We start from the raw sequence: 19261 nt of genomic DNA on the forward strand, positions 1-19261 counted from the left end.
CGTTGCTACGTGAAAATTTGGACTGAGGAGCGCCGGCGGTAACCGGCGGGGAGCGACCGGGTCGGTCGCGAAAGGAGCGCGCCGGCTCAGCCGGGCGGTGGTATTGCGAGGGCCGTCATGTTCTACCTTGCAGGGCATCCGGGCCGCATCGCGGCGCCGCGGCCCGCATGCCGGACCGCCCTGCCAACAAACCTGCCATCCACGAAACGCCCCGGCGCCGGCAGTAGGCGCCGGGGCGGCCGGAAACGCTCCGGCCCACCCCGCAAGGGGACTTACATGTTCTCGATCAGCACTTCGCCGAAGCCCGAGCACGACACCTGCGTCGCGCCTTCCATCAGGCGCGCGAAGTCGTACGTGACGCGCTTCTGCAGGATCGACTTCTCCATCGACGCGATGATCGTGTCGGCCGCTTCCGTCCAGCCGAGGTGGCGCAGCATCATTTCCGCCGACAGGATCTCGGAACCGGGGTTCACGTAATCCTTGCCCGCGTACTTCGGCGCGGTGCCGTGCGTCGCCTCGAACATCGCGACCGAATCCGACAGGTTCGCGCCGGGCGCGATCCCGATGCCGCCGACCTGCGCGGCCAGCGCGTCGGAGATGTAGTCGCCGTTCAGGTTCAGCGTCGCGATCACGTCGTATTCGGCCGGGCGCAGCAGGATCTGCTGCAGGAACGCGTCGGCGATCGAATCCTTGATCACGATCTCGTTGCCCGTCTTCGGGTTCTTCACGCGCATCCACGGGCCGCCGTCGATCAGCTCGCCGCCGAATTCCTTCTGGGCCAGCGCGTAGCCGGCGTCACGGAACAGGCCTTCCGTGAACTTCATGATGTTGCCCTTGTGCACCAGCGTGACCGACTTGCGATCGTTGTCGATCGCATACTGGATCGCCTTGCGCACGAGACGCTCGGTGCCTTCGGTCGACACGGGCTTGACGCCGATCCCCGAGGTTTCCGGGAAGCGGATCTTCTTCACGCCCATCTCGTCCTGCAGGAACTTGATCACCTTCTTCGCCTGCTCGGAGCCCGCGGCCCATTCGATGCCCGCGTAGATGTCTTCCGAGTTCTCGCGGAAGATCACCATGTCGATCTTCTGCGGCTCGCGCACCGGCGACGGCACGCCCTTGAAGTACTGGACCGGGCGCAGGCACACGTACAGGTCGAGTTCCTGGCGCAGCGCGACGTTCAGCGAACGGATGCCGCCGCCGACCGGGGTCGTGAGCGGCCCCTTGATCGACACCACGTATTCCTTCAGCACCTGCAGCGTTTCGTCCGGGAGCCATACGTCCGGACCGTACACCTTCGTCGCCTTCTCGCCCGCGAAAATCTCCATCCAGTGGATCTTGCGCTTGCCCTTGTAGGCATGCGCGACCGCCGCGTCGACGACCTTGATCATGACCGGCGTGATATCGAAGCCCGTACCGTCGCCTTCGATATAGGGAATGATCGGCTGATCGGAAACGTTGAGCGAGAAGTCCTTGTTGACGGTGATCTTGTCACCGCCTTCCGGAACCTTGATGTGCTGATACGGCATGATCGACTCCAGTGACGTGGCTGAGCAGGTGATGCTGGTCGAAGCTGCGCGCGCGGCGGGGGCGCGGCATGGCCACCCCGTGACGGCAACAGCGAGCCGCTATTCTAGCGCCCCAACCGGGCACTTCGGCATGAAGCGCGGCACTGCGTATCAAGACCTCACTTATGTCTTATATAAGACAGAGGACTTGCCGTTCCGTATTATGCATTAAGATTCCGCCATTTGCCATAGACCGCCCACCCCGCTTCCCGCGGCGCGCGGGCGGGCGCCCTGCCATGAACCTGATCGCCCTCAACAAGCCGTTCGGCACGATTTGCCAGTTTTCCGCGCACGAGACGCGGCCATCGCTCGGCGACTGGGTAAAAACGCCCGGCGTCTATGCGGCCGGCCGGCTCGACGCCGACAGCGAGGGCCTGCTGCTGCTCACCGACGACGGCGCGCTGCAGGCACGCATCGCGGAGCCGCGCCACAAGCTCGTCAAGCGCTACTGGGCGCAAGTCGAGGGCGCGCCGGGCCCGGCCGACCTGAAGGCGCTCGCGCGCGGCGTCGATCTGGGCGACTACGTGACGCGCCCGTGCCGCGCCGAGTTCATCGAGCCGCCCGACGCGCTGTGGCCGCGCAACCCGCCGATCCGCTACCGCGCCGCGATCCCGACCACGTGGATCGAGCTCGCGATCACCGAAGGCAAGAATCGGCAGGTGCGCCGGATGACGGCGGCCGTCGGCTTCCCGACGTTGCGTCTGGTGCGCGTCGGCATCGGTTCGCTGGATATATTCGCACTCGGCATTGCGCCAGGCGAAACAATTGCGCTGCCGCCACGCGCGCCGTGGGACGGTTTCGCGCCCGCCGGATGACGGATTCCGGACACGCGAATTTTTCGTCATCTTTTTCGTCAACCGCCTGCGAAGATCGCGCGTTAAATCACGCAGATGCCACCCTGAGCTATCCGGCATTGGCAGCCGAACCCGTGTTTGCGTCACGAAAGCGACGTTTTCTTCGAATACGATTCGGCGCCCGCAGCGCAATGAGAAATTTCTCGAAGCGTCTGTCAACCGAAAGGTGGATGGCACCGTTAGACGTCATGACTCCTATGCCGGGTCATTTGGTTAATTAACTAAAGCTGAGGAACACAACATGAACAAACTGATCGCCGCTCTGGTCGCTGGCCTCTTCGCAACGGCTGCTTTCGCACAAGCTTCGGCTCCGGCCGCTCCGGCTGCTGCTGCTCCGGCAGAAGCTGCTTCGGCACCGGCTAAGAAGGCAACGCACAAGAAGCACCACGCAGCTAAGAAGCACCACGCTGCGAAGAAGGCTGCAAGCGAAGCCGAAGCCCCGGCAGCTGCTTCGAACTAAGCAAGCGGGTTGTAATAACGCAGTCAAGAACACGCAGTCTTGCCGTTCTTACGGCGTTGAAAGGCAGATCACCGCAAGGCGATCTGCCTTTTTCTTTTTTGTGCCCGCCGGCGCGCATCGCGTACCATGCGGGTCTCGTTTTCCAGATAGGAGCCTTGCTGTGCAATTCTCCCTGCGCTCGTCGCTCGGCCGCCTTGCGCGCGCCGCCGTGTTTCCCGCCGCGCTCGCCGTCCTCGCCCTCGGCATGCAGGCCGCCAGCGCGCAGATGCCGCCCGGCGCCAAGCAGCCGAGCGAGTTCCCGCACGTGAAGCTGCGCGCCGGCATGTACGTGATCGACGCGGCCGTCGCCGCGAACGACGCCGACCGCGAACAGGGGCTGATGTACCGTTCGCAGCTCGCGCCGAACGAAGGCATGCTGTTCGTCTTCAACGAGAATGCCGTGCACTGCTTCTGGATGAAGAACACGCTGATCCCGTTGTCGATCGCATTCATCCGTGCGGACGGCACGATCACCGACATCGACGAGATGAAGGCGGAGACGACCGACAACCACTGCCCGCGCAACAACGGCGTCTATGCGCTCGAAATGAGCAAGGGCTGGTTCGCGGCGAAGGGCATCAAGCCCGGCATGAAGCTCGACGGCCTGCCGAAGGCCCAGTAACGGCGATCCGCGGCCTCGCGCCGCGCCCCGACCGAAGCCGGCCGCCCGTGCGCGCCGGCTTTTTTTTCGTCAGCCGGCGCCGCCGCCCGGCTTGATTCCGCCGGTGCCGGCCGCATCTGCAAAAGCCACGCGCAAGCGCTATGCTTTAAGTCTCGCTTGTTCCAAACCCGGGCCGGCCCAGCCTGCCCGCTTACGATCCGAACCACCAGGAGGTTCACGTGCCCCGCAAAACCCCCATCGAGCGCTATCGCAATATCGGGATCAGCGCTCACATCGATGCCGGCAAGACCACGACGACCGAGCGCATCCTGTTTTACACCGGCGTGAGCCACAAGATCGGTGAAGTGCACGACGGCGCGGCCACGATGGACTGGATGGAGCAGGAGCAGGAACGCGGCATCACGATCACGTCGGCGGCGACCACGGCCTTCTGGAAAGGCATGGCCGGCAACTATCCGGAACACCGGATCAACATCATCGATACCCCGGGCCACGTCGACTTCACGATCGAGGTCGAACGCTCGATGCGCGTGCTCGACGGCGCGTGCATGGTTTACGACTCGGTCGGCGGCGTGCAGCCGCAGTCCGAAACCGTCTGGCGCCAGGCGAACAAGTACAAGGTGCCGCGCATCGCGTTCGTCAACAAGATGGACCGCGTCGGCGCCGACTTCTTCCGCGTGCAGCGGCAGATCGGCGAGCGCCTGAAGGGCGTCGCCGTGCCGATCCAGATTCCGGTCGGCGCGGAAGATCATTTCCAGGGCGTCGTCGATCTCGTCAAGATGAAGGCGATCGTCTGGGACGACGAAAGCCAGGGCGTGAAGTTCTCGTACGAGGAGATCCCCGCGAATCTCGTCGAGCTTGCGCACGAATGGCGCGAGAAGATGGTCGAGGCCGCGGCGGAAGCGAGCGAGGAACTGCTCGAGAAGTATCTGCACGACCATGAATCGCTGACCGAGGACGAGATCAAGGCCGCGCTGCGCAAGCGCACGATCGCGAACGAGATCGTGCCGATGCTGTGCGGCAGCGCGTTCAAGAACAAGGGCGTGCAGGCGATGCTCGACGCGGTGATCGACTACCTGCCGTCGCCGGTCGACGTGCCGGCGATCCTCGGCCACGACTTCGCCGATCCGGAAAAACCGGCGGAACGCCATCCGAGCGACGACGAGCCGTTCTCGGCGCTCGCGTTCAAGATCATGACCGACCCGTTCGTCGGCCAGTTGATCTTCTTCCGCGTGTATTCGGGTGTCGTCGAATCCGGCGATACGGTGCTCAACGCGACGAAGGACAAGAAGGAACGGCTCGGCCGGATCCTGCAGATGCACGCGAACGAGCGCAAGGAAATCAAGGAAGTGCGCGCGGGCGACATCGCGGCGGCCGTCGGCCTGAAGGAAGCGACCACCGGCGACACGCTGTGCGATCCGACCAAGCCGATCATCCTCGAGAAGATGGAATTCCCGGAGCCGGTGATCTCGCAGGCCGTCGAGCCGAAGACGAAGGCCGACCAGGAAAAGATGGGCCTCGCGCTGAACCGCCTTGCACAGGAAGACCCGTCGTTCCGCGTGCAGACCGACGAGGAGTCCGGCCAGACGATCATTTCGGGGATGGGCGAGCTGCACCTCGAAATCCTGGTTGACCGGATGAAGCGCGAGTTCGGCGTCGAAGCGACCGTCGGCAAGCCGCAGGTCGCATATCGCGAGACGGTGCGCACGACGGCGTCCGATGTCGAGGGCAAGTTCGTCAAGCAGTCGGGCGGCCGCGGCCAGTACGGCCACGCGGTGATCACGCTCGAGCCGAACCCGGGCAAGGGCTACGAGTTCCTCGACGAGATCAAGGGCGGCGTGATTCCGCGCGAATTCATCCCGGCCGTCGACAAGGGCATCACCGAAACGCTGAAGAGCGGCGTGCTCGCGGGCTACCCGGTCGTCGACGTGAAGGTGCACCTGACGTTCGGCTCGTACCACGACGTCGACTCGAACGAAAACGCGTTCCGGATGGCCGGCTCGATGGCGTTCAAGGAAGCGATGCGCCGCGCGAAGCCGGTGCTGCTCGAGCCGATGATGGCCGTCGAGGTCGAGACGCCCGAGGACTTCATGGGCAACGTGATGGGCGACCTGTCGAGCCGGCGCGGCATCGTGCAGGGGATGGAGGACATCGCAGGTGGCGGCGGCAAGCTCGTGCGCGCCGAAGTGCCGCTCGCGGAGATGTTCGGCTATTCGACGTCGCTGCGTTCGGCCACGCAGGGCCGCGCGACGTACTCGATGGAGTTCAAGCACTACGCGGAAACGCCGGCCAACGTATCGGAAGGCGTGATCAGCGCGAAGACCAAGTAAGCCCCGGGCGCTTGCGCCCCGCCGCATGACAGGCCCGTCCGGTTCCGGACGGGCTTTTTTTCGTCCGGTGCGGACCGCTCGCGGCTTTTTGATCGGCACGCCACGCGCTTTTTTCGCATGCCACAATGCATCGCGATTCGTCAGATGGAACCGTCCCGATGCCGCCCACCCCTGCCCTGCGCCGCCTGCTGACCCTCTACGCCGGCCTGATCGCCGCGAACGTCGCCGTCTGGCTGTGGGCGCTCGCGGTGCTGCGCGACCATCCGCTGCTGCTCGGCACCGCGGCGATCGCGTACGGGCTCGGGCTGCGTCATGCGGTCGACGCCGATCACATCGCGGCGATCGACGTCGCAACGCGCAAGCTGATGCAGGACGGCCAGCGTCCGGTGAGCGTCGGGCTGTTCTTCTCGCTCGGCCATTCGACGATCGTGATCGCCGCGACGCTCGGCATCGCGCTGACCGCGTTCGCGCTGCGCGACCGGTTCGATGCGTTCCGCGAGATCGGCGGCACGATCGGCACGGCGGTGTCGGCGACCTTCCTGCTCGTGCTCGCGTGCGTGAACCTGATGATCCTGCGCGACGTGTGGCGTCGCTATCGCGGCACCCCGGAGCACGCTCACGGCGCCGCGCATGTGCACCGCCCGGCCGGACTCGTGTCGCGGCTGCTGCGCCCGCTGTTCCGGTTCGTGTCGAAGAGCTGGCACATGTATCCGGTCGGCGTGCTGTTCGGGCTAGGTTTCGATACTGCAACCGAAATCGGCCTGCTCGCGATTGCCGCCGCACAGGCGAGCCAGGGGTTGCCGGTCTATACGGTCATGCTGTTTCCCGCCTTGTTCACCGCCGGCATGACGCTGATCGACTCGACCGACAACGTGCTGATGATTCATGCGTACGGCTGGGCGATGGACGATCCGCAGCGCAAGCTGCTCTACAACGCGAGCATCACATTCGTGTCGGCGGCCGTCGCGCTTGCGATCGGCGGGATCGAGGCGGCCGGCCTGCTCGCCGACAAGCTGTCGCTGACGGGCCCCGTGCGCGACGCGCTCGATGCGCTCGGCGAACGCTTCGGCTCGATCGGCTACGGCATCGTCGCGCTGTTCCTCGTCTGCTGGATCGCCTCGATCCTGTTCCACCGCTGGCAGCGCGCGGCCGACGCGCCGGCGCGCTGAGCATCGCTCAGACGTTTCATTTCGGAAACAAAACGCCCGCGACGACGCTTCATGCGCCGTCGCATGCATACGCGCGCCTTGCGCCGCGGGCGTAAGCGGCCGGTGGCACGAATCTCGCTGATAGGGCTTCGCACGGCGGGCCCGCGTGCCGATCCGCGTTCGCGGCTGGCTTCAAGCGCCGGCCCGAAGGCAATCGGCCGCCGATAGGATAACGAATCTTTGCTGGCCCCCTGCACCACTCGTAGATAGTCGCGCGGCGACGAGGCATCGCGCGCATGGGGAGGCCATGATGCTTAAGACAAAACAACCGTTCCGCGCGGCGGGACGGTGCTATCGCGCGACCTTGATGGCCGCGGCCGCGTTTGCGTGCTGCTGCTCGTATGCAGTCGCACAGAACGCAACACCTGATGCCCCGCCCGACGCGATTGCCAACGCGGACACCGTCATGACGCTGGTCGAGGACGCTTCGTCCTGCGCAGCCAATCCGGCTGCGTGCGCGGTGCACGACTTTGCCGGCGGTGGAATTGGCGGTAAAGGTGCCGGCGCGAGCGGCAGTGGCGGCAACGCTGGGAGCGGGAGCGGGAGCGGGAGCGGGAGCGGGAGCGGCAGCGGCAGCGGCAGCGGCAGCGGCAGCGGCAGCGGCAGCGGCAGCGGCAGCGGCAGCGGCGGAAATAACGGGAACGGTGCAGTGGGACCTGCTGGTGTCGGCGGAGCGACAGGCGCAACATCCGGCGGTACGAGCGGCACGGGCCGAGGAGGTAATTCGTCCGGCAACGGTGGCTCCGGTGGTGGCACTTCGGGTGGTGGCACTTCGGGTGGCGGTACTTCGGGTGGCGGTACCTCGGGTGGCGGTACCTCGGGTGGCGGTACCTCGGGTGGCGGTACTTCGGGTGGCGGTACCTCGGGTGGCGGTACCTCGGGTGGCGGTACCTCGGGTGGCGGTACCTCGGGTGGCGGTACCTCGGGTGGCGGTACCTCGGGTGGCGGTACCTCGGGTGGCGGTACCTCGGGTGGCGGAGGCCATGGCGGACATGGTGACGGTGGCGGCCATGGCGACGGTGATGGCGGTGGTCACGGCAATGGTGGTGGCCACGGTGACGGCGATGGCGGTGGTCACGGCAATGGTGGTGGTGGCCACGGCAACGGTGATGGCGGTGGTCACGGCAATGGTGGTGGCCACGGTGACGGCGATGGCGGTGGTCACGGCAATGGTGGTGGTGGCCACGGCAACGGTGACGGCAATGGCCACGGCAATGGTGGTGGCCACGGTGACGGCGATGGCGGTGGTCACGGCAATGGTGGTGGCGGCCACGGCAACGGTGACGGCAATGGCCACGGCAATGGTGGTGGCCACGGTGACGGCGATGGCGGTGGTCACGGCAATGGTGGTAGCGGCCACGGCAACGGTGACGGCAATGGCCACGGCAATGGTGGTGGCCACGGCGACGGTGATGGCGGTGGTCACGGCAATGGTGGTGGCGGCCACGGCAACGGTGACGGCAATGGCCACGGCAATGGTGGTGGCCACGGTGACGGCGATGGCGGTGGTCACGGCAATGGTGGTAGCGGCCACGGCAACGGTGACGGCAATGGCCACGGCAATGGTGGTGGCCACGGCGACGGTGATGGCGGTGGTCACGGCAATGGTGGTGGCCACGGTGACGGTGATGGCGGTGGTCACGGCAATGGTGGTAGCGGCCACGGCAACGGTGACGGCAATGGCCACGGCCATGGTGGTGGCCACGGCGACGGCGATGGCGGTGGTCACGGCAATGGTGGTAGCGGCCACGGCAACGGTGACGGCAATGGCCACGGCCATGGTGGTGGCCACGGCGACGGCGATGGCGGTGGTCACGGCAACGGCACTGGCAACGGCAACGGCGGATCGTCCGGAGGCAACCACTGACCGGAAGCGTGGCCCGGCCGGGTACAGTCAGAGCATCTCGAGCGCGCGCTTGCTGCGCGGCGCACGGAAGTACGCGTCAAGCTGCGCGCGCTCGTCATCGCTCAACACGAAATCGAGCGCGGCACGGTTGTCGCGCACATGTTCGATCCGCGACGCCTTCGGGATCGCGAATACACCCGGCTGCGCGAGCACCCATGCCAGCGCGACGCGCATCACCGACACGCCGCGCTGCCGTGCAACCTCGTCGAGCGGCGAGCGCTTCGGCAGCCGCCCGTGATCGACCGGGCTGTACGCCATCGCCGGCATCCGGTGTTCGGCGAGCCACGGCAGCAGGTCGAATTCCGGGCCGCGCCGCGCGATGTTGTAGAGGATCTGGTTGGTCGCGCACGCACCGCCGCCCGCCTCGTCGACGAGTTCGGCCATGTCGGCCGTATCGAAGTTGCTCACGCCCCAGTGACGGATCTTGCCCGCACGTCGCAACGCCTCGAAGCCCTCGACCGTCTCCTCGAGCGGCACCGAGCCGCGCCAGTGCAGCAGGTACAGGTCGAGCCGATCGGTACACAGGCGCTTGAGGCTCGCATCGCACGCGGCGACGACGCCGCGCCGGCTCGCATGATGCGGGTAGACCTTGCTGACCAGGAACACGTCGTCGCGCAGGCCGGTAAGCGCCTCGCCGACGAGCGACTCGGTCGCGCCTTCGCCGTACATCTCGGCCGTGTCGACCAGCGTCATCCCGAGTTCGACGCCTTCGCGCAGCGCGGCGATCTCGTCCGCGCGGCGGGCCGGCCGCTCGCCCATTTCCCAGGTGCCCTGGCCAAGCTTCGGAATCGTCTCGCCGTCCGGCAGGACGACCGTGGCGATCGTGTCTGTCATGCGCTCCTCGTTGCGGATTCGTGGCCGCGCACCGCGGCCGAAGCATGGAATACGACGCATCAGTGTAGTCAATCGGCGCGACACCGGCCTATTGCACGGCAAAAACCGGCTATAACGGCGCCGCATGATGACTTAGAATGGCCGCAACCTGATCGATACCCATTCCATGAAGTCACCCACGGACGACCGCTGGCAGGACCTGCGCCCCGACCCCGACAACGACACGCCGCTCTACCTGCAACTCGCCCGCAAGCTCGGCGACGCAATCCACGACAATCGCTGGACGGCCGGCGAGGCGCTGCCGTCCGAGCGCGTGCTGTCCGATGCGCTCGGCGTGTCGCGCATCACCGCGCGCAAGGCAATCGCGCTGCTCGTCGAGCAGGGTTTGATCCGCCGCACGCAGGGCGCGGGCAACTTCATCCAGCCGCGCTACGAGGATCCGCTGTCGCGGCTGTCGAGCTTCAGCGAAATGCTCGAGCGCCGCGGCTTCAAGCCGAGCTCGCAATGGATCGCACGCGAGATCCAGCCCGCGAACCGCGACGAGGTGATCCAGCTCGGGCTGTCGCCGGCCGCGTCGGTCACGCGCCTGAAGCGCCTGCGCCTCGCCGACGGCATCGTGATGGCCGTCGAGAACTCGACGTTCCCCGCGACGCTGATTCCCGATCCGCAGGCGATCGGCGGTTCGCTGTACAGCTATCTCGAAGCGCGCGGCACGCCGATCGTGCGCGCGCTGCAGCATTTCCGCGCAGTCAACGCGACCGACGAGATCGCCGAGCAGATGGGCATCGCGCCGCACGACGCGCTGCTGCTGATCACGCGAATCGGCTATACGTCGGACCAGCGCGCGATCGAGCTGACCGATACCTACTGCCGCAACGACTATTACGACTTCGTCGTCGAGCTGCGCAAGTAACGCAAGCCGCGCCGCCGGCGCTCACAACCAGCGCGCATCGTCGGTGCCGAGCGGCACAGGCGGCCGCGCGAACGACGGCGGCGTCGCCGACAACCGCTCGGCCGGCCGCACGGCGTCGATCGTGCCGAACGGCGACGCGACGCGGTCGATCCGGTCGCGCACGTCGGCAGCCGCGAGATCGGGCGCCTGCAGGCCGTCCGGCACGGCGCCGAACGACTGCAGCCAGCGCCCCGTCTGCGCGAGCGACAGCCGCACGTGCCAGCTTCCCCCTTCGCGCGCCCGCCGCGCGAGCGCGATCATCGCGCCGAACGCCGCGAGATAACCCGTCGCATGATCGAGCGCCTGGCACGGCAGATGGCGTGGCTCGTCCGCGTGCGCGGCCTGCTGCTCCTGCCATGCGATCCCGCTCGCCGACTGCACGAGACTGTCGAAGCCGCGCCGTTTCGCCCACGGCCCCGCATGCCCGTATGCGGACACCGACACGCAGACGATGCCGGGCCGCAGTTCCGCCAGCGCCTGCGGCGCGAAACCGCGCGCCGCAAGTGCGCCGGGCCGGTACGACTGCAGGAACACATCCGCGTCGCATGCGAGCGCGTGCAGCGTATCGACGCCTGCGTCGTCGCGCAGGTCGATCCATGTCGAACGCTTGCCGCGCCCGTTGTCGATCACGAGCGGCGCGATGTTCGGCAGGTGCGGGCCGTTGACGAGCAGCGTCTGCGCACCGTGCGACGCCAGCGTGCGGCCCACGACCGGCCCCGCGATGATGCGCGTGAGATCGAGCACGCGCACGCCCGCGAGCGGCTGGCCGGCCTCGCCGCGGCCGATCGGCTCGACCGGCGCGTCGCCGATCCGCTCGATCTCGAACAGCGGCAGCGACGCAATCGCATGCGCCTGCTCGTGCGCCGCCCATTCATCAGGTGTTCTGATCAATGCCGCACACAGTCCAGCCTCGGCCAGCGCGGTGTCGAGTGCCGCGCCGTCCCACGTGCGGATCGCCGCGGCGACGTCGGCCGGCTGCGCGCCGCAACCGAGCACGTCGAGGATCCCGTGCAGGTGATGCGGGAAGTTCGCGTGCAGCTGGATCCAGCGCCCGTCGCGCGTCTCGTAGAAGCCCGTCACCGGATGACGCAACTCCGGCGGCGGACCGTCGTCCACGCGCAGGTAGCGTTCGCTGCGGAACGCGACGAGCGCGTCGCGCACCGACACGTCGACGGATTGCGCGACGCCCGTGCGAAGCCGGTGGCATTCGGCCGCCGCGAGCCCGGCGGCCGCGATCGTTGCCGCGGCGAGCGTGCCGACATGGAACGTCGACGGCAGCGTCGGGTCCTGCCCCGTCACGGTCGCGCGGGCCAGCGCGCCGCGGTCGCCGTGTGCGAGTTGCCACAGATGCGTCAATGCGAGTTCGGGTGTCATGGTGAAGTGAGCGCCTCGGCGTCGGAGGGGAGATGGAATCGAGTCTAGAATTCGCGACAGGCGCGATCAATCTTGATTGCACGAATCAATACATAACGAATAGTTGTAGCGGGGCCGCGCTTCATGCGCCCCGACAGGAGCGACCGGCATGACATCCCTCAGCGCGCAGGAAGCCGCCGGCACCCTCGGCGTCAGCGTGAGCACGCTCTATGCGTATGTGAGTCGCGGGCTGTTGCGCTCGCTGCCCGATGGCGCAACCAAGCGCCGCCGCTACGACGCGGACGAGGTGCGCCTGCTCGCGCGCCGCCGCGCCGACGCGAAACGCGCGGGCGGCGTCGCCGAGCGGTCGCTCGACTGGGGCGTGCCCGTGCTGGAATCGCGGATCACGCAGATCGCCGATGGCCGCCTGCGCTACCGTGGCGCCGATGCGATCGCGCTTGCCGACGAGGCGACGCTGGAGCAGACGGCCGCGAGGCTCTGGGACTGTCCGCCCGCGCGGCTTGCCGCCGCGTCGCTCGCGTCGACCGGTTTCGACGCCGCTCAGTGGGACGACTGGGCACGCCGCTGGGCGCATCTCGCGCCGCTCGAACGCACGCTGGTGCTGCTGCCCGCCGCGGCCGCGTCGCTGCCGCGCCTGTGGGCGCAGGGGCGCGACGCGCAGCTCGATGCGGCCACGCTGCTGCTGCGCGTCGCGACGGCCGCGCTCGCCGGCATCGCGCCGGGCGATGCGCCCGTGCACCGGCAGCTTGCGGCCGCGTGGCGCGTGCGACGGCGTGACGAAGCCGACCTGCTGCGCCGCGCGCTCGTGCTGTGCGCCGATCACGAACTGAATCCGTCGACCTTTGCGGTGCGCTGCATCGCGTCGACCGGCACTCACCTGTTCGGCGCGATCGCGGGCGGGCTCGCGGCGCTGTCCGGGCCGCGCCACGGCGGCGAGACGTTCCGCGCGGGCACGCTGCTCGACGAAGCGGCCCGCGCCGCCGACCTCGATCGCTTCCTCGCGCTGCGGCTGGCGCACGACGAACGCGCGGACGGCGGCCGCACGGCCCTTTCCGGCTTCGCGCACCCGCTCTATCCCGACGGCGACCCGCGCGCGCTGGCGCTGCTCGACGCACTGCACGCGGCCGCGCCCGACCGCCCGGCGCTGCACATGGCGCGCGCGCTCGCCGCGCGCGTCGAAGCGGCAACGGGCCTGCGGCCGGCGATCGATTTCGCGCTCGCGGCGCTGGAGCGCACGCTCGCGCTGCCGGACGGCGCGGCGTTCACGCTGTTCGCGGCCGGCCGCACGGCCGGCTGGATCGCGCACGCGCTCGAACAATACGCGGACGGCAAGCTGATCCGGCCCCGGGCGCGCTACGTCGGCAGCGACGCGGCTGTGTGACGGCGGCCGTCGCGCCATGCGACGAGCGGCCGCCACCACGCATGCGCGGCGCGTACGGCCGGCACCGCGAGCGGACCGAACGCGAAGGTCGCGCCGTGCGGCCCCGCGCTGACCCACACGCGCATGCCGGGCATCAACGTCAGCGAATCGCCGGCGCCGAGCCAGTGGTCTTCGGGCCGGCCCTCGACGGTCACCCAGACGTCGCCTTCGGCCACCTCGAGCACGGTGCGATCGACGATCCGCCACCGTCCGGCCGGCTCGTCACCGTCCATCACGTAAAGTCGCAGTTCGCGCATGGCAGCCTCCTGGTCGCACGGGTTCGATGGCTCCAGTATTTCTGACAGTGGCAGCACACGGACAGATACGGCGACAGACACTTTTGGCTGAACTGTACTGGTCAGCCGACGGGGACGGACATTCGCCGGCCGGGCTTCGCATTGCGCCTGCACCGAACCTGCACCGTGCGGCGGCTTTCCCTACAATGTCGGCTGTCCCGCGCCACCGCCCGCCTTCATGTTCCAACGCCCGCCCGCCGCCGCTCCCGGCGAAAAGAACCTCACCGTGATGCTCTGGCTCGTTGCGACGGGCTTCTTCATGCAGACGCTCGATGCGACGATCGTCAACACGGCGCTGCCGTCGATGGCCGCGAGCCTCGGCGAATCGCCGCTGCGGATGCAGTCGGTCGTGATCGCGTATTCGCTGACGATGGCGGTGATGATCCCCGTGTCGGGCTGGCTCGCCGATACGTTCGGCACGCGGCGCGTGTTCTTCAGCGCGATCCTGGTGTTCTCGCTCGGTTCGCTGCTGTGCGCGAACGCGCATACGCTGACGCAGCTCGTCGCGTTCCGCGTCGTGCAGGGGGTCGGCGGCGCGATGCTGCTGCCGGTCGGGCGGCTCGCGGTGCTGCGCACCTTTCCGGCCGAACGCTACCTGTCCGCGCTGTCGTTCGTCGCGATTCCCGGCCTGATCGGCCCGCTGATCGGGCCGACGCTCGGCGGCTGGCTCGTGAAGATCGCGTCGTGGCACTGGATCTTCCTGATCAACGTGCCGGTCGGCGTCGCGGGCTGCATCGCGACCTTCTATTCGATGCCCGATTCGCGCAACCCGGCCGTCGGCCGCTTCGACATGAAGGGCTATCTGCTGCTGACGATCGGCATGGTCGCGATTTCGCTGTCGCTCGACGGGCTCGCCGATCTCGGCATGCAGCACGCCGCCGTGCTCGTGCTGCTGATCCTGAGCCTCGCGTGCTTCGTCGCGTACGGGCTATATGCGGTGCGCGCGCCGCAGCCGATCTTCTCGCTCGAACTGTTCAGGATCCACACGTTCAGCGTCGGGCTGCTCGGCAACCTGTTCGCGCGGATCGGCAGCGGCGCGATGCCGTACCTGATCCCGCTGCTGCTGCAGGTGAGCCTCGGCTACTCGGCGTTCGAGGCCGGGCTGATGATGCTGCCGGTCGCGGCGGCCGGGATGTTCTCGAAGCGGATCATCACGCGCCTGATCACGCGGCACGGCTATCGCAAGGTGCTGCTCGCGAACACGATCATGGTCGGCGTGATGATGGCGAGCTTCGCGCTGATGCGCGACACGGTGCCCGTCTGGGTGAAGGTCGTGCACCTCGCGCTGTTCGGCGGCTTCAACTCGATGCAGTTCACCGCGATGAACACGCTGACGCTGAAGGATCTCGGCACCGGCGGAGCGAGCAGCGGCAACAGCCTGTTCTCGCTCGTGCAGATGCTGTCGATGAGCCTCGGCGTCACGGTCGCCGGCGCGTTGCTCGCGACGTTCACCGGCATGCTGCGCACCGTCACGCCGAGCAACACGCTGCCCGCGTTCCATGCGACGTTCATCTGCGTCGGGATCATCACGGCCGCGTCCGCATGGATCTTCGCGCAGCTCGCACCCGAGATCCGCAGCACTGCGCGCAAGACCGACCCATCCGAGCGCGCGTGACGCGCGGCGCGCGCCGTTTCGGGCGCCGCACCGCCACCGCGCGCACCATTGCGGTGCAGCCGGCCTCTGCGAAATGCGCCGCGATGCCCCATTCTCCGGCCGCGACGGGCCGCCGCATGAGGCGCGATGCCGTGCATGCTTCTTGCTCGCCTATTCTCTAGGTAAACTGGCAGTCCTCCTTCGGCCGACATCATGAGCATGATCGAAATCGATCCCCCCGGCTTTCAGCCGCCCCGCCCCGTCGCCGGCGACGACGGGAACCGGCGCACCGTGCTGTACGGCGGCTACACCGTGTTCAGCGTGTTCCAGCCCGTTTTCTCGGTGTCGCACCGCCGCGCGATCGGCTATCACGCGTCGCTGCGCGCGCACGACGAGGAAAGCCGCCAGGTGGCGTCGCACGAGGTGTTCACGCAGGCGGCACGGCGCGGCGACCTGCTCGAACTCGGCCGGCTCGCCGAATCGCTGCATCTGGGCAACTTCCACGCGTTCGACAGTCACGACGAATGGCTCTTCCTGAGCCTGCATCCGGCCGCGCTGATGGACACCATCTACGGCGATGCGCTGCTCGCGAACCTGAAGGCGCTCGGACTGCCGCCGCACCGCGTGGTGCTCGAGGTGCCCGAGCAGGCGGGCGGCGAGACGCCGCGTTATGCAGCGATCGTCGACGGGCTGCGCAAGGCCGGCTTCCTGATCGCGCTCGGCGGGTTCGGCGCGAAGCATTCGAACATCGACCGCGTGTGGCACCTGCATCCGGACATCGTCACGCTCGACCGCGGCATCCTCGCGCAGGCGAGCGAGCACTCGCATCTCGAACGCGTGCTGCCGGGGCTCGTGTCGCTGCTGCACGAATCCGGCCAGCTCGTGCTGATGGGCGGCCTGTCGACCGAGCGCGACGCAATGATCGCGCTCGAGTGCAACGTCGATTTCGTGCAGGGCCAGTATTTCGCGGGGCCAAGCGTCGACCCGGTGCAACCGCAGGCCGCCGCGGGCTGCATGGATACGCTGTCAGCCGCGCTGCGGCTGCGCGTCGCGCAACGCGAGCGCAAGCAGGCGGAACGGCTCGCGCCGTATGTCGCCGCGCTCGAGGAAGCGAGCCAGAAGCTCGGCGCGGGCGCATCGCTCACCGACGCGGCCGCCGCCGTGCTCGGGCTGCCCGAGACCGCGCGCTGCTTCCTGCTCGACGCATCGGGGCGCCAGATCGGCGACAACGTGCTCGCGCGCGGCAGCGTATCGCAGCGCGCCAAGCGCTTCCGGCCGCTGCTGCATTCCGAGGGCGCGAGCTGGGAGCGCCGCCCGTACTTCATCGACGCGATGCGCGCGCCGGGCCGCGTGCATCTGACGCCGCCCTACCTGTCGATCAACGAGGCACACCTGTGCGTGACCGCGTCGGTCGCCGCACCCGTCGCGGCCGGCATGCAGGTGCTGTGCGTCGACATCAACTGGGAAGCGGCGCTCAGCCGCGAATGAACGCGACGGCGCGCCGCCTTCACGCGGCAGCGGCCGCCTTGCGCACGATCAGCCGGTGCACGCGCTTGCCGGACGACGCGCTGACGACTTCATGCTCGTCGATCACGTGCATGCCGGCGCCGAGCGCCGCATGCATCCGCGCGGAGTCGAGCGGCGTATAGAGGCGGCCGCGCTCGTCGCGCAGCGCGCCGTTTCCGGCCACCCGCCAGCTCAGGTACAGCGTGCCGCCCGGCATCAGGAGATCGGCCAGTCGCGCGGCGGCCGCCGCCGCGTCCGCGTGTTCGAGGTGCATGACGACCGTCTCGCACAGCACGTTGCGAAACGCGCCGGACGGCACGCCGGCCAGCGCCGGCAGTGCGGACAGTTCAAAGCTCAGGTCGGGATGGCGCCGCCGCGCTTCGTCGAGCAGCGCGGCGCTCGCGTCGTAGCCGCGCACGACGAAGCCGCGCGAAGCGAGCCAGGCTGTATCGCGCCCTGCTCCGCAGCCGACGTCGGCGGTCGGCCCAGGCGAGAAATGCTGTTCGAGCAGCGCATACATGTCGTCGGGCGCGGCCTGGTCGAGCCAGTCCTGCGCATATTGCGCGGCATGGGCGTCGTAGGCGTCGAGAGTCGGGCGATCGACCATGGTGATGGCTCCGCATAGGCGTCGTATGACGCACCTCGCATCTTAGCCGTTGCGCCCCGCCTGTGGCATCGCGTACGACCCGCGCAACGATGGCGCAAAGCCGGCCTACGCGGCCCGCGCGGCGCCCGTGCGCGGCGCCTGCGCGGTCAGCTCGGCCCACAGCGCGTGGCCGCGCCACGCCGGACGGGCCGCAGCGTTTTCCGCGTCATGGACGAGCGCGCACAGTCGCGCGTTGACGGGTGCCTGCGCGCCGAAGCGTGTGGCCAGCCGCACGATCTCGCCATTGATCCACTCGACTTCCGTCGCACGGCGCGCCGCGAGATCGTCGGACATCGACGAACGCGCAAGCGGATCGATCGCGAGCATCCGGCCGCCGAGCACGCGGAAAGCCGCATCGGGCAGATCGAGCACGGCGGGGATCCACGCGGCCGGCAATGGCGTCAGCCGCGCGGGGCGGATCGCGGCGCGCGCAAGCCAGTGCAGCGCTTCGCGCTGGGCCAGTGCGACGCAGCGGCGGTACGCACGCTGCGCGAGTTCGTCGCGCAGCGGCAGGTTCGCGAGCGCATTGACCGCGTTGTTCAGGTTGAGCAGCAGCTTCGCCCATTGCACGGCCGGCATGTCGCGATGCAGCGCGAGCGGCAGCCCGGCACGCGCGAATGCGCCGATGAAAGGCTGCAGCGCGGGCGACGCCTCGGCCGCGAGCGCGCCGGCCGAACCCTGGTGAAACGCGCCGGGCCCGCGCTCGATCACGTTGAACGGCACCATGCCGGCCAGCACGGTCGCTTGCGGCAGCGCGTCGCGCAGCACGTCGGCATTGTGCAGGCCGTTCTGGAAACTGATCACGACCGTGCCGGGCCGCAGCACGCCGGCGAGCTGCGCCGCGGCGTCGCGCGTCGCGGCCGACTTCACCGCGACGAGCACGAGCCGCGCGGTGGCCGCGGCGGCCGGATCGGTCGCGAACGCGACATCGGCCGGCGCGAGCGTCGCGCGATAGCCGCGCTGGTCGGTCAGCGTGAGCCCGTGCAGATGAATCGCGTCGCCGATCCGCGCGCGGCCGACCAGCGTCACTGGCGCGCCGGCTGCCGCAAGCCGGCCGCCGAGATAACAACCGACGGCGCCCGCGCCGACCACGCAGACCGGCGCGTCAGACATGCGAGTGCGCGCCGCCGTGCACGGGCCCGGCCCGCCGCTCGACTTCGCGGCGCACGTCGCCGCGCAGCCCCGCGAAGAACGCGACCTCGGCGACGACGAACAGCGGCCCGACCATCAGGCCGACCAGATCGTCGACGAATGCGGGCTTGCGCCCTTCGAACCAGTGCCCGACGAACTGCACGATCCAGCCGACGACGAACGCGCCGATGCCGATCGCGAGCCATTGCGCGGTCGGCAGCAGCGCGAGCGCCTGTGCGGCCCACAGGCCGAGCGCGAACAGCGCGGTCATCACGATCCCGAACCGCAGGTCGAGACGCAGGTAGAACACCGCGAACGCGACGGCGAGCAGCAGTGCCGGCGACAGCGCGATGCCGGCCAGCATCCCGATCGCCGGCCGCGACAGCAGCACCTCGACCGCGAACACGATCATCGGGATGCCGACCAGATGCGTCGCGATGTTGCGCGCGTCGCGATGGTAGGCCGCATACTGGGAAAGATGGTCTTCGAGCGTCTTCATCGCGTCTCCTGGTCGGTTATTG

18 protein-coding genes are annotated in these 19261 nt (G+C 68.4%); 10 read left to right on the forward strand and 8 right to left on the reverse strand.

Going from position 1 to position 19261, the window contains the following annotated elements; all coding sequences use genetic code 11:
• Positions 1-272: 272 nt before the first annotated feature.
• Entirely contained in the window at positions 273-1529 is a 1257-nt protein-coding gene (gene icd / locus ABD05_RS02670) for an NADP-dependent isocitrate dehydrogenase (protein ID WP_034178829.1), read from the reverse strand.
• Here icd and ABD05_RS38490 point away from each other — a divergent pair.
• From ABD05_RS38490 to ABD05_RS02695, 6 genes are all read left to right on the forward strand, one after another.
• Entirely contained in the window at positions 1528-1740 is a 213-nt protein-coding gene (locus ABD05_RS38490; RefSeq protein WP_034178830.1) for a hypothetical protein, read from the forward strand. The genes icd and ABD05_RS38490 overlap by 2 nt on opposite strands.
• A gap of 64 nt (positions 1741-1804) precedes the next feature.
• Positions 1805-2383 carry a pseudouridine synthase gene (locus ABD05_RS02680; protein ID WP_047898837.1) on the forward strand — a complete coding sequence of 193 codons (579 nt, stop codon included), beginning with the start codon at positions 1805-1807 and terminating at the stop codon, positions 2381-2383.
• Positions 2384-2663: 280 nt separating this feature from the next.
• The gene (locus ABD05_RS35600; protein ID WP_072444916.1) at positions 2664-2882 is read left to right on the forward strand and encodes a hypothetical protein; all 219 of its coding nucleotides are present in this window, start codon (positions 2664-2666) and stop codon (positions 2880-2882) included.
• A 160-nt stretch (positions 2883-3042) separates the two neighbouring features.
• Entirely contained in the window at positions 3043-3543 is a 501-nt protein-coding gene (locus ABD05_RS02685) for a DUF192 domain-containing protein (protein ID WP_047898838.1), read from the forward strand.
• A 218-nt stretch (positions 3544-3761) separates the two neighbouring features.
• Positions 3762-5873: an elongation factor G gene (gene fusA / locus ABD05_RS02690; protein WP_047898839.1), complete on the forward strand. Its 2112-nt coding sequence runs from the start codon at positions 3762-3764 to the stop codon at positions 5871-5873.
• 158 nt (positions 5874-6031) lie between these two features.
• Positions 6032-7042 carry a HoxN/HupN/NixA family nickel/cobalt transporter gene (locus ABD05_RS02695; RefSeq protein ID WP_047898840.1) on the forward strand — a complete coding sequence of 337 codons (1011 nt, stop codon included), beginning with the start codon at positions 6032-6034 and terminating at the stop codon, positions 7040-7042.
• A 49-nt stretch (positions 7043-7091) separates the two neighbouring features.
• Here ABD05_RS02695 and ABD05_RS39510 read toward each other — a convergent pair whose 3' ends face one another.
• On the reverse strand, positions 7092-8897 hold the full coding sequence (locus ABD05_RS39510) for a hypothetical protein (protein WP_053059924.1): 1806 nt from the start codon (positions 8895-8897) through the stop codon (positions 7092-7094).
• Positions 8898-8975: 78 nt separating this feature from the next.
• Complete coding sequence (locus ABD05_RS02705; protein WP_047898841.1) at positions 8976-9821, reverse strand: aldo/keto reductase; 846 nt, start codon at positions 9819-9821, stop codon at positions 8976-8978.
• Positions 9822-9987: 166 nt separating this feature from the next.
• Between ABD05_RS02705 and ABD05_RS02710 the strand changes: the two genes are divergently transcribed.
• A complete protein-coding gene (locus ABD05_RS02710; protein WP_047898842.1) occupies positions 9988-10734 on the forward strand; it encodes a GntR family transcriptional regulator in 747 nt (248 codons plus the stop codon).
• A 21-nt stretch (positions 10735-10755) separates the two neighbouring features.
• Here the strand turns inward: ABD05_RS02710 and ABD05_RS02715 are convergent, their stop codons facing one another.
• Positions 10756-12147, reverse strand: a complete 1392-nt coding sequence (locus tag ABD05_RS02715) for a CoA transferase (protein ID WP_047898843.1) — start codon at positions 12145-12147, stop codon at positions 10756-10758.
• Positions 12148-12295: 148 nt separating this feature from the next.
• On the opposite strand from ABD05_RS02715, the gene ABD05_RS02720 reads away from it, so the two are divergent.
• Positions 12296-13528, forward strand: coding sequence for a citrate/2-methylcitrate synthase (locus tag ABD05_RS02720; RefSeq protein WP_047898844.1), 1233 nt, complete (start codon positions 12296-12298; stop codon positions 13526-13528).
• On the opposite strand, the gene ABD05_RS02725 is transcribed toward ABD05_RS02720, so the two are convergent.
• The gene (locus ABD05_RS02725) at positions 13501-13824 is read right to left on the reverse strand and encodes a DUF2917 domain-containing protein (RefSeq protein WP_047898845.1); all 324 of its coding nucleotides are present in this window, start codon (positions 13822-13824) and stop codon (positions 13501-13503) included. The two genes, ABD05_RS02720 and ABD05_RS02725, sit on opposite strands and share 28 nt — an antisense overlap.
• A 217-nt stretch (positions 13825-14041) precedes the next feature.
• Here ABD05_RS02725 and mdtD point away from each other — a divergent pair, with 217 nt between their 5' ends.
• Complete coding sequence (mdtD, locus tag ABD05_RS02730; protein ID WP_047898846.1) at positions 14042-15478, forward strand: multidrug transporter subunit MdtD; 1437 nt, start codon at positions 14042-14044, stop codon at positions 15476-15478.
• Between the two features lie 192 nt (positions 15479-15670).
• A complete protein-coding gene (locus ABD05_RS02735; protein WP_047898847.1) occupies positions 15671-16945 on the forward strand; it encodes an EAL domain-containing protein in 1275 nt (424 codons plus the stop codon).
• A 19-nt stretch (positions 16946-16964) separates the two neighbouring features.
• On the opposite strand, the gene ABD05_RS02740 is transcribed toward ABD05_RS02735, so the two are convergent.
• The 3 genes from ABD05_RS02740 to ABD05_RS02750 all read right to left on the reverse strand — a co-directional run bounded on the left by ABD05_RS02740 (position 16965) and on the right by ABD05_RS02750 (position 19239).
• The gene (locus ABD05_RS02740; RefSeq protein ID WP_047898848.1) at positions 16965-17570 is read right to left on the reverse strand and encodes a class I SAM-dependent methyltransferase; all 606 of its coding nucleotides are present in this window, start codon (positions 17568-17570) and stop codon (positions 16965-16967) included.
• Between the two features lie 105 nt (positions 17571-17675).
• On the reverse strand, positions 17676-18722 hold the full coding sequence (locus tag ABD05_RS02745; protein WP_047898849.1) for a 2-dehydropantoate 2-reductase: 1047 nt from the start codon (positions 18720-18722) through the stop codon (positions 17676-17678).
• Positions 18715-19239 carry an Mpo1 family 2-hydroxy fatty acid dioxygenase gene (locus ABD05_RS02750; RefSeq protein ID WP_047898850.1) on the reverse strand — a complete coding sequence of 175 codons (525 nt, stop codon included), beginning with the start codon at positions 19237-19239 and terminating at the stop codon, positions 18715-18717. The genes ABD05_RS02745 and ABD05_RS02750 overlap by 8 nt, the downstream gene beginning before the upstream one ends.
• Positions 19240-19261: the final 22 nt, after the last annotated feature.

Source organism: Burkholderia pyrrocinia (assembly GCF_001028665.1).
GTDB lineage: Bacteria > Pseudomonadota > Gammaproteobacteria > Burkholderiales > Burkholderiaceae > Burkholderia > Burkholderia pyrrocinia.

Excerpts from the sequence above, each read along its gene's own strand:
- ABD05_RS38490 (WP_034178830.1), top strand. The coding sequence starts at position 1,528 with ATGATCGACTCCAGTGACGTGGCTGAGCAGGTGATGCTGGTCGAAGCT.
- icd (WP_034178829.1), bottom strand. The coding sequence starts at position 1,529 with ATGCCGTATCAGCACATCAAGGTTCCGGAAGGCGGTGACAAGATCACC.
- ABD05_RS02680 (WP_047898837.1), top strand. The coding sequence starts at position 1,805 with ATGAACCTGATCGCCCTCAACAAGCCGTTCGGCACGATTTGCCAGTTT.
- ABD05_RS35600 (WP_072444916.1), top strand. The coding sequence starts at position 2,664 with ATGAACAAACTGATCGCCGCTCTGGTCGCTGGCCTCTTCGCAACGGCT.
- ABD05_RS02695 (WP_047898840.1), top strand. The coding sequence starts at position 6,032 with ATGCCGCCCACCCCTGCCCTGCGCCGCCTGCTGACCCTCTACGCCGGC.
- ABD05_RS02705 (WP_047898841.1), bottom strand. The coding sequence starts at position 9,821 with ATGACAGACACGATCGCCACGGTCGTCCTGCCGGACGGCGAGACGATT.
- ABD05_RS02710 (WP_047898842.1), top strand. The coding sequence starts at position 9,988 with ATGAAGTCACCCACGGACGACCGCTGGCAGGACCTGCGCCCCGACCCC.
- ABD05_RS02715 (WP_047898843.1), bottom strand. The coding sequence starts at position 12,147 with ATGACACCCGAACTCGCATTGACGCATCTGTGGCAACTCGCACACGGC.
- ABD05_RS02720 (WP_047898844.1), top strand. The coding sequence starts at position 12,296 with ATGACATCCCTCAGCGCGCAGGAAGCCGCCGGCACCCTCGGCGTCAGC.
- ABD05_RS02725 (WP_047898845.1), bottom strand. The coding sequence starts at position 13,824 with ATGCGCGAACTGCGACTTTACGTGATGGACGGTGACGAGCCGGCCGGA.
- mdtD (WP_047898846.1), top strand. The coding sequence starts at position 14,042 with ATGTTCCAACGCCCGCCCGCCGCCGCTCCCGGCGAAAAGAACCTCACC.
- ABD05_RS02735 (WP_047898847.1), top strand. The coding sequence starts at position 15,671 with ATGAGCATGATCGAAATCGATCCCCCCGGCTTTCAGCCGCCCCGCCCC.
- ABD05_RS02740 (WP_047898848.1), bottom strand. The coding sequence starts at position 17,570 with ATGGTCGATCGCCCGACTCTCGACGCCTACGACGCCCATGCCGCGCAA.
- ABD05_RS02745 (WP_047898849.1), bottom strand. The coding sequence starts at position 18,722 with ATGTCTGACGCGCCGGTCTGCGTGGTCGGCGCGGGCGCCGTCGGTTGT.
- ABD05_RS02750 (WP_047898850.1), bottom strand. The coding sequence starts at position 19,239 with ATGAAGACGCTCGAAGACCATCTTTCCCAGTATGCGGCCTACCATCGC.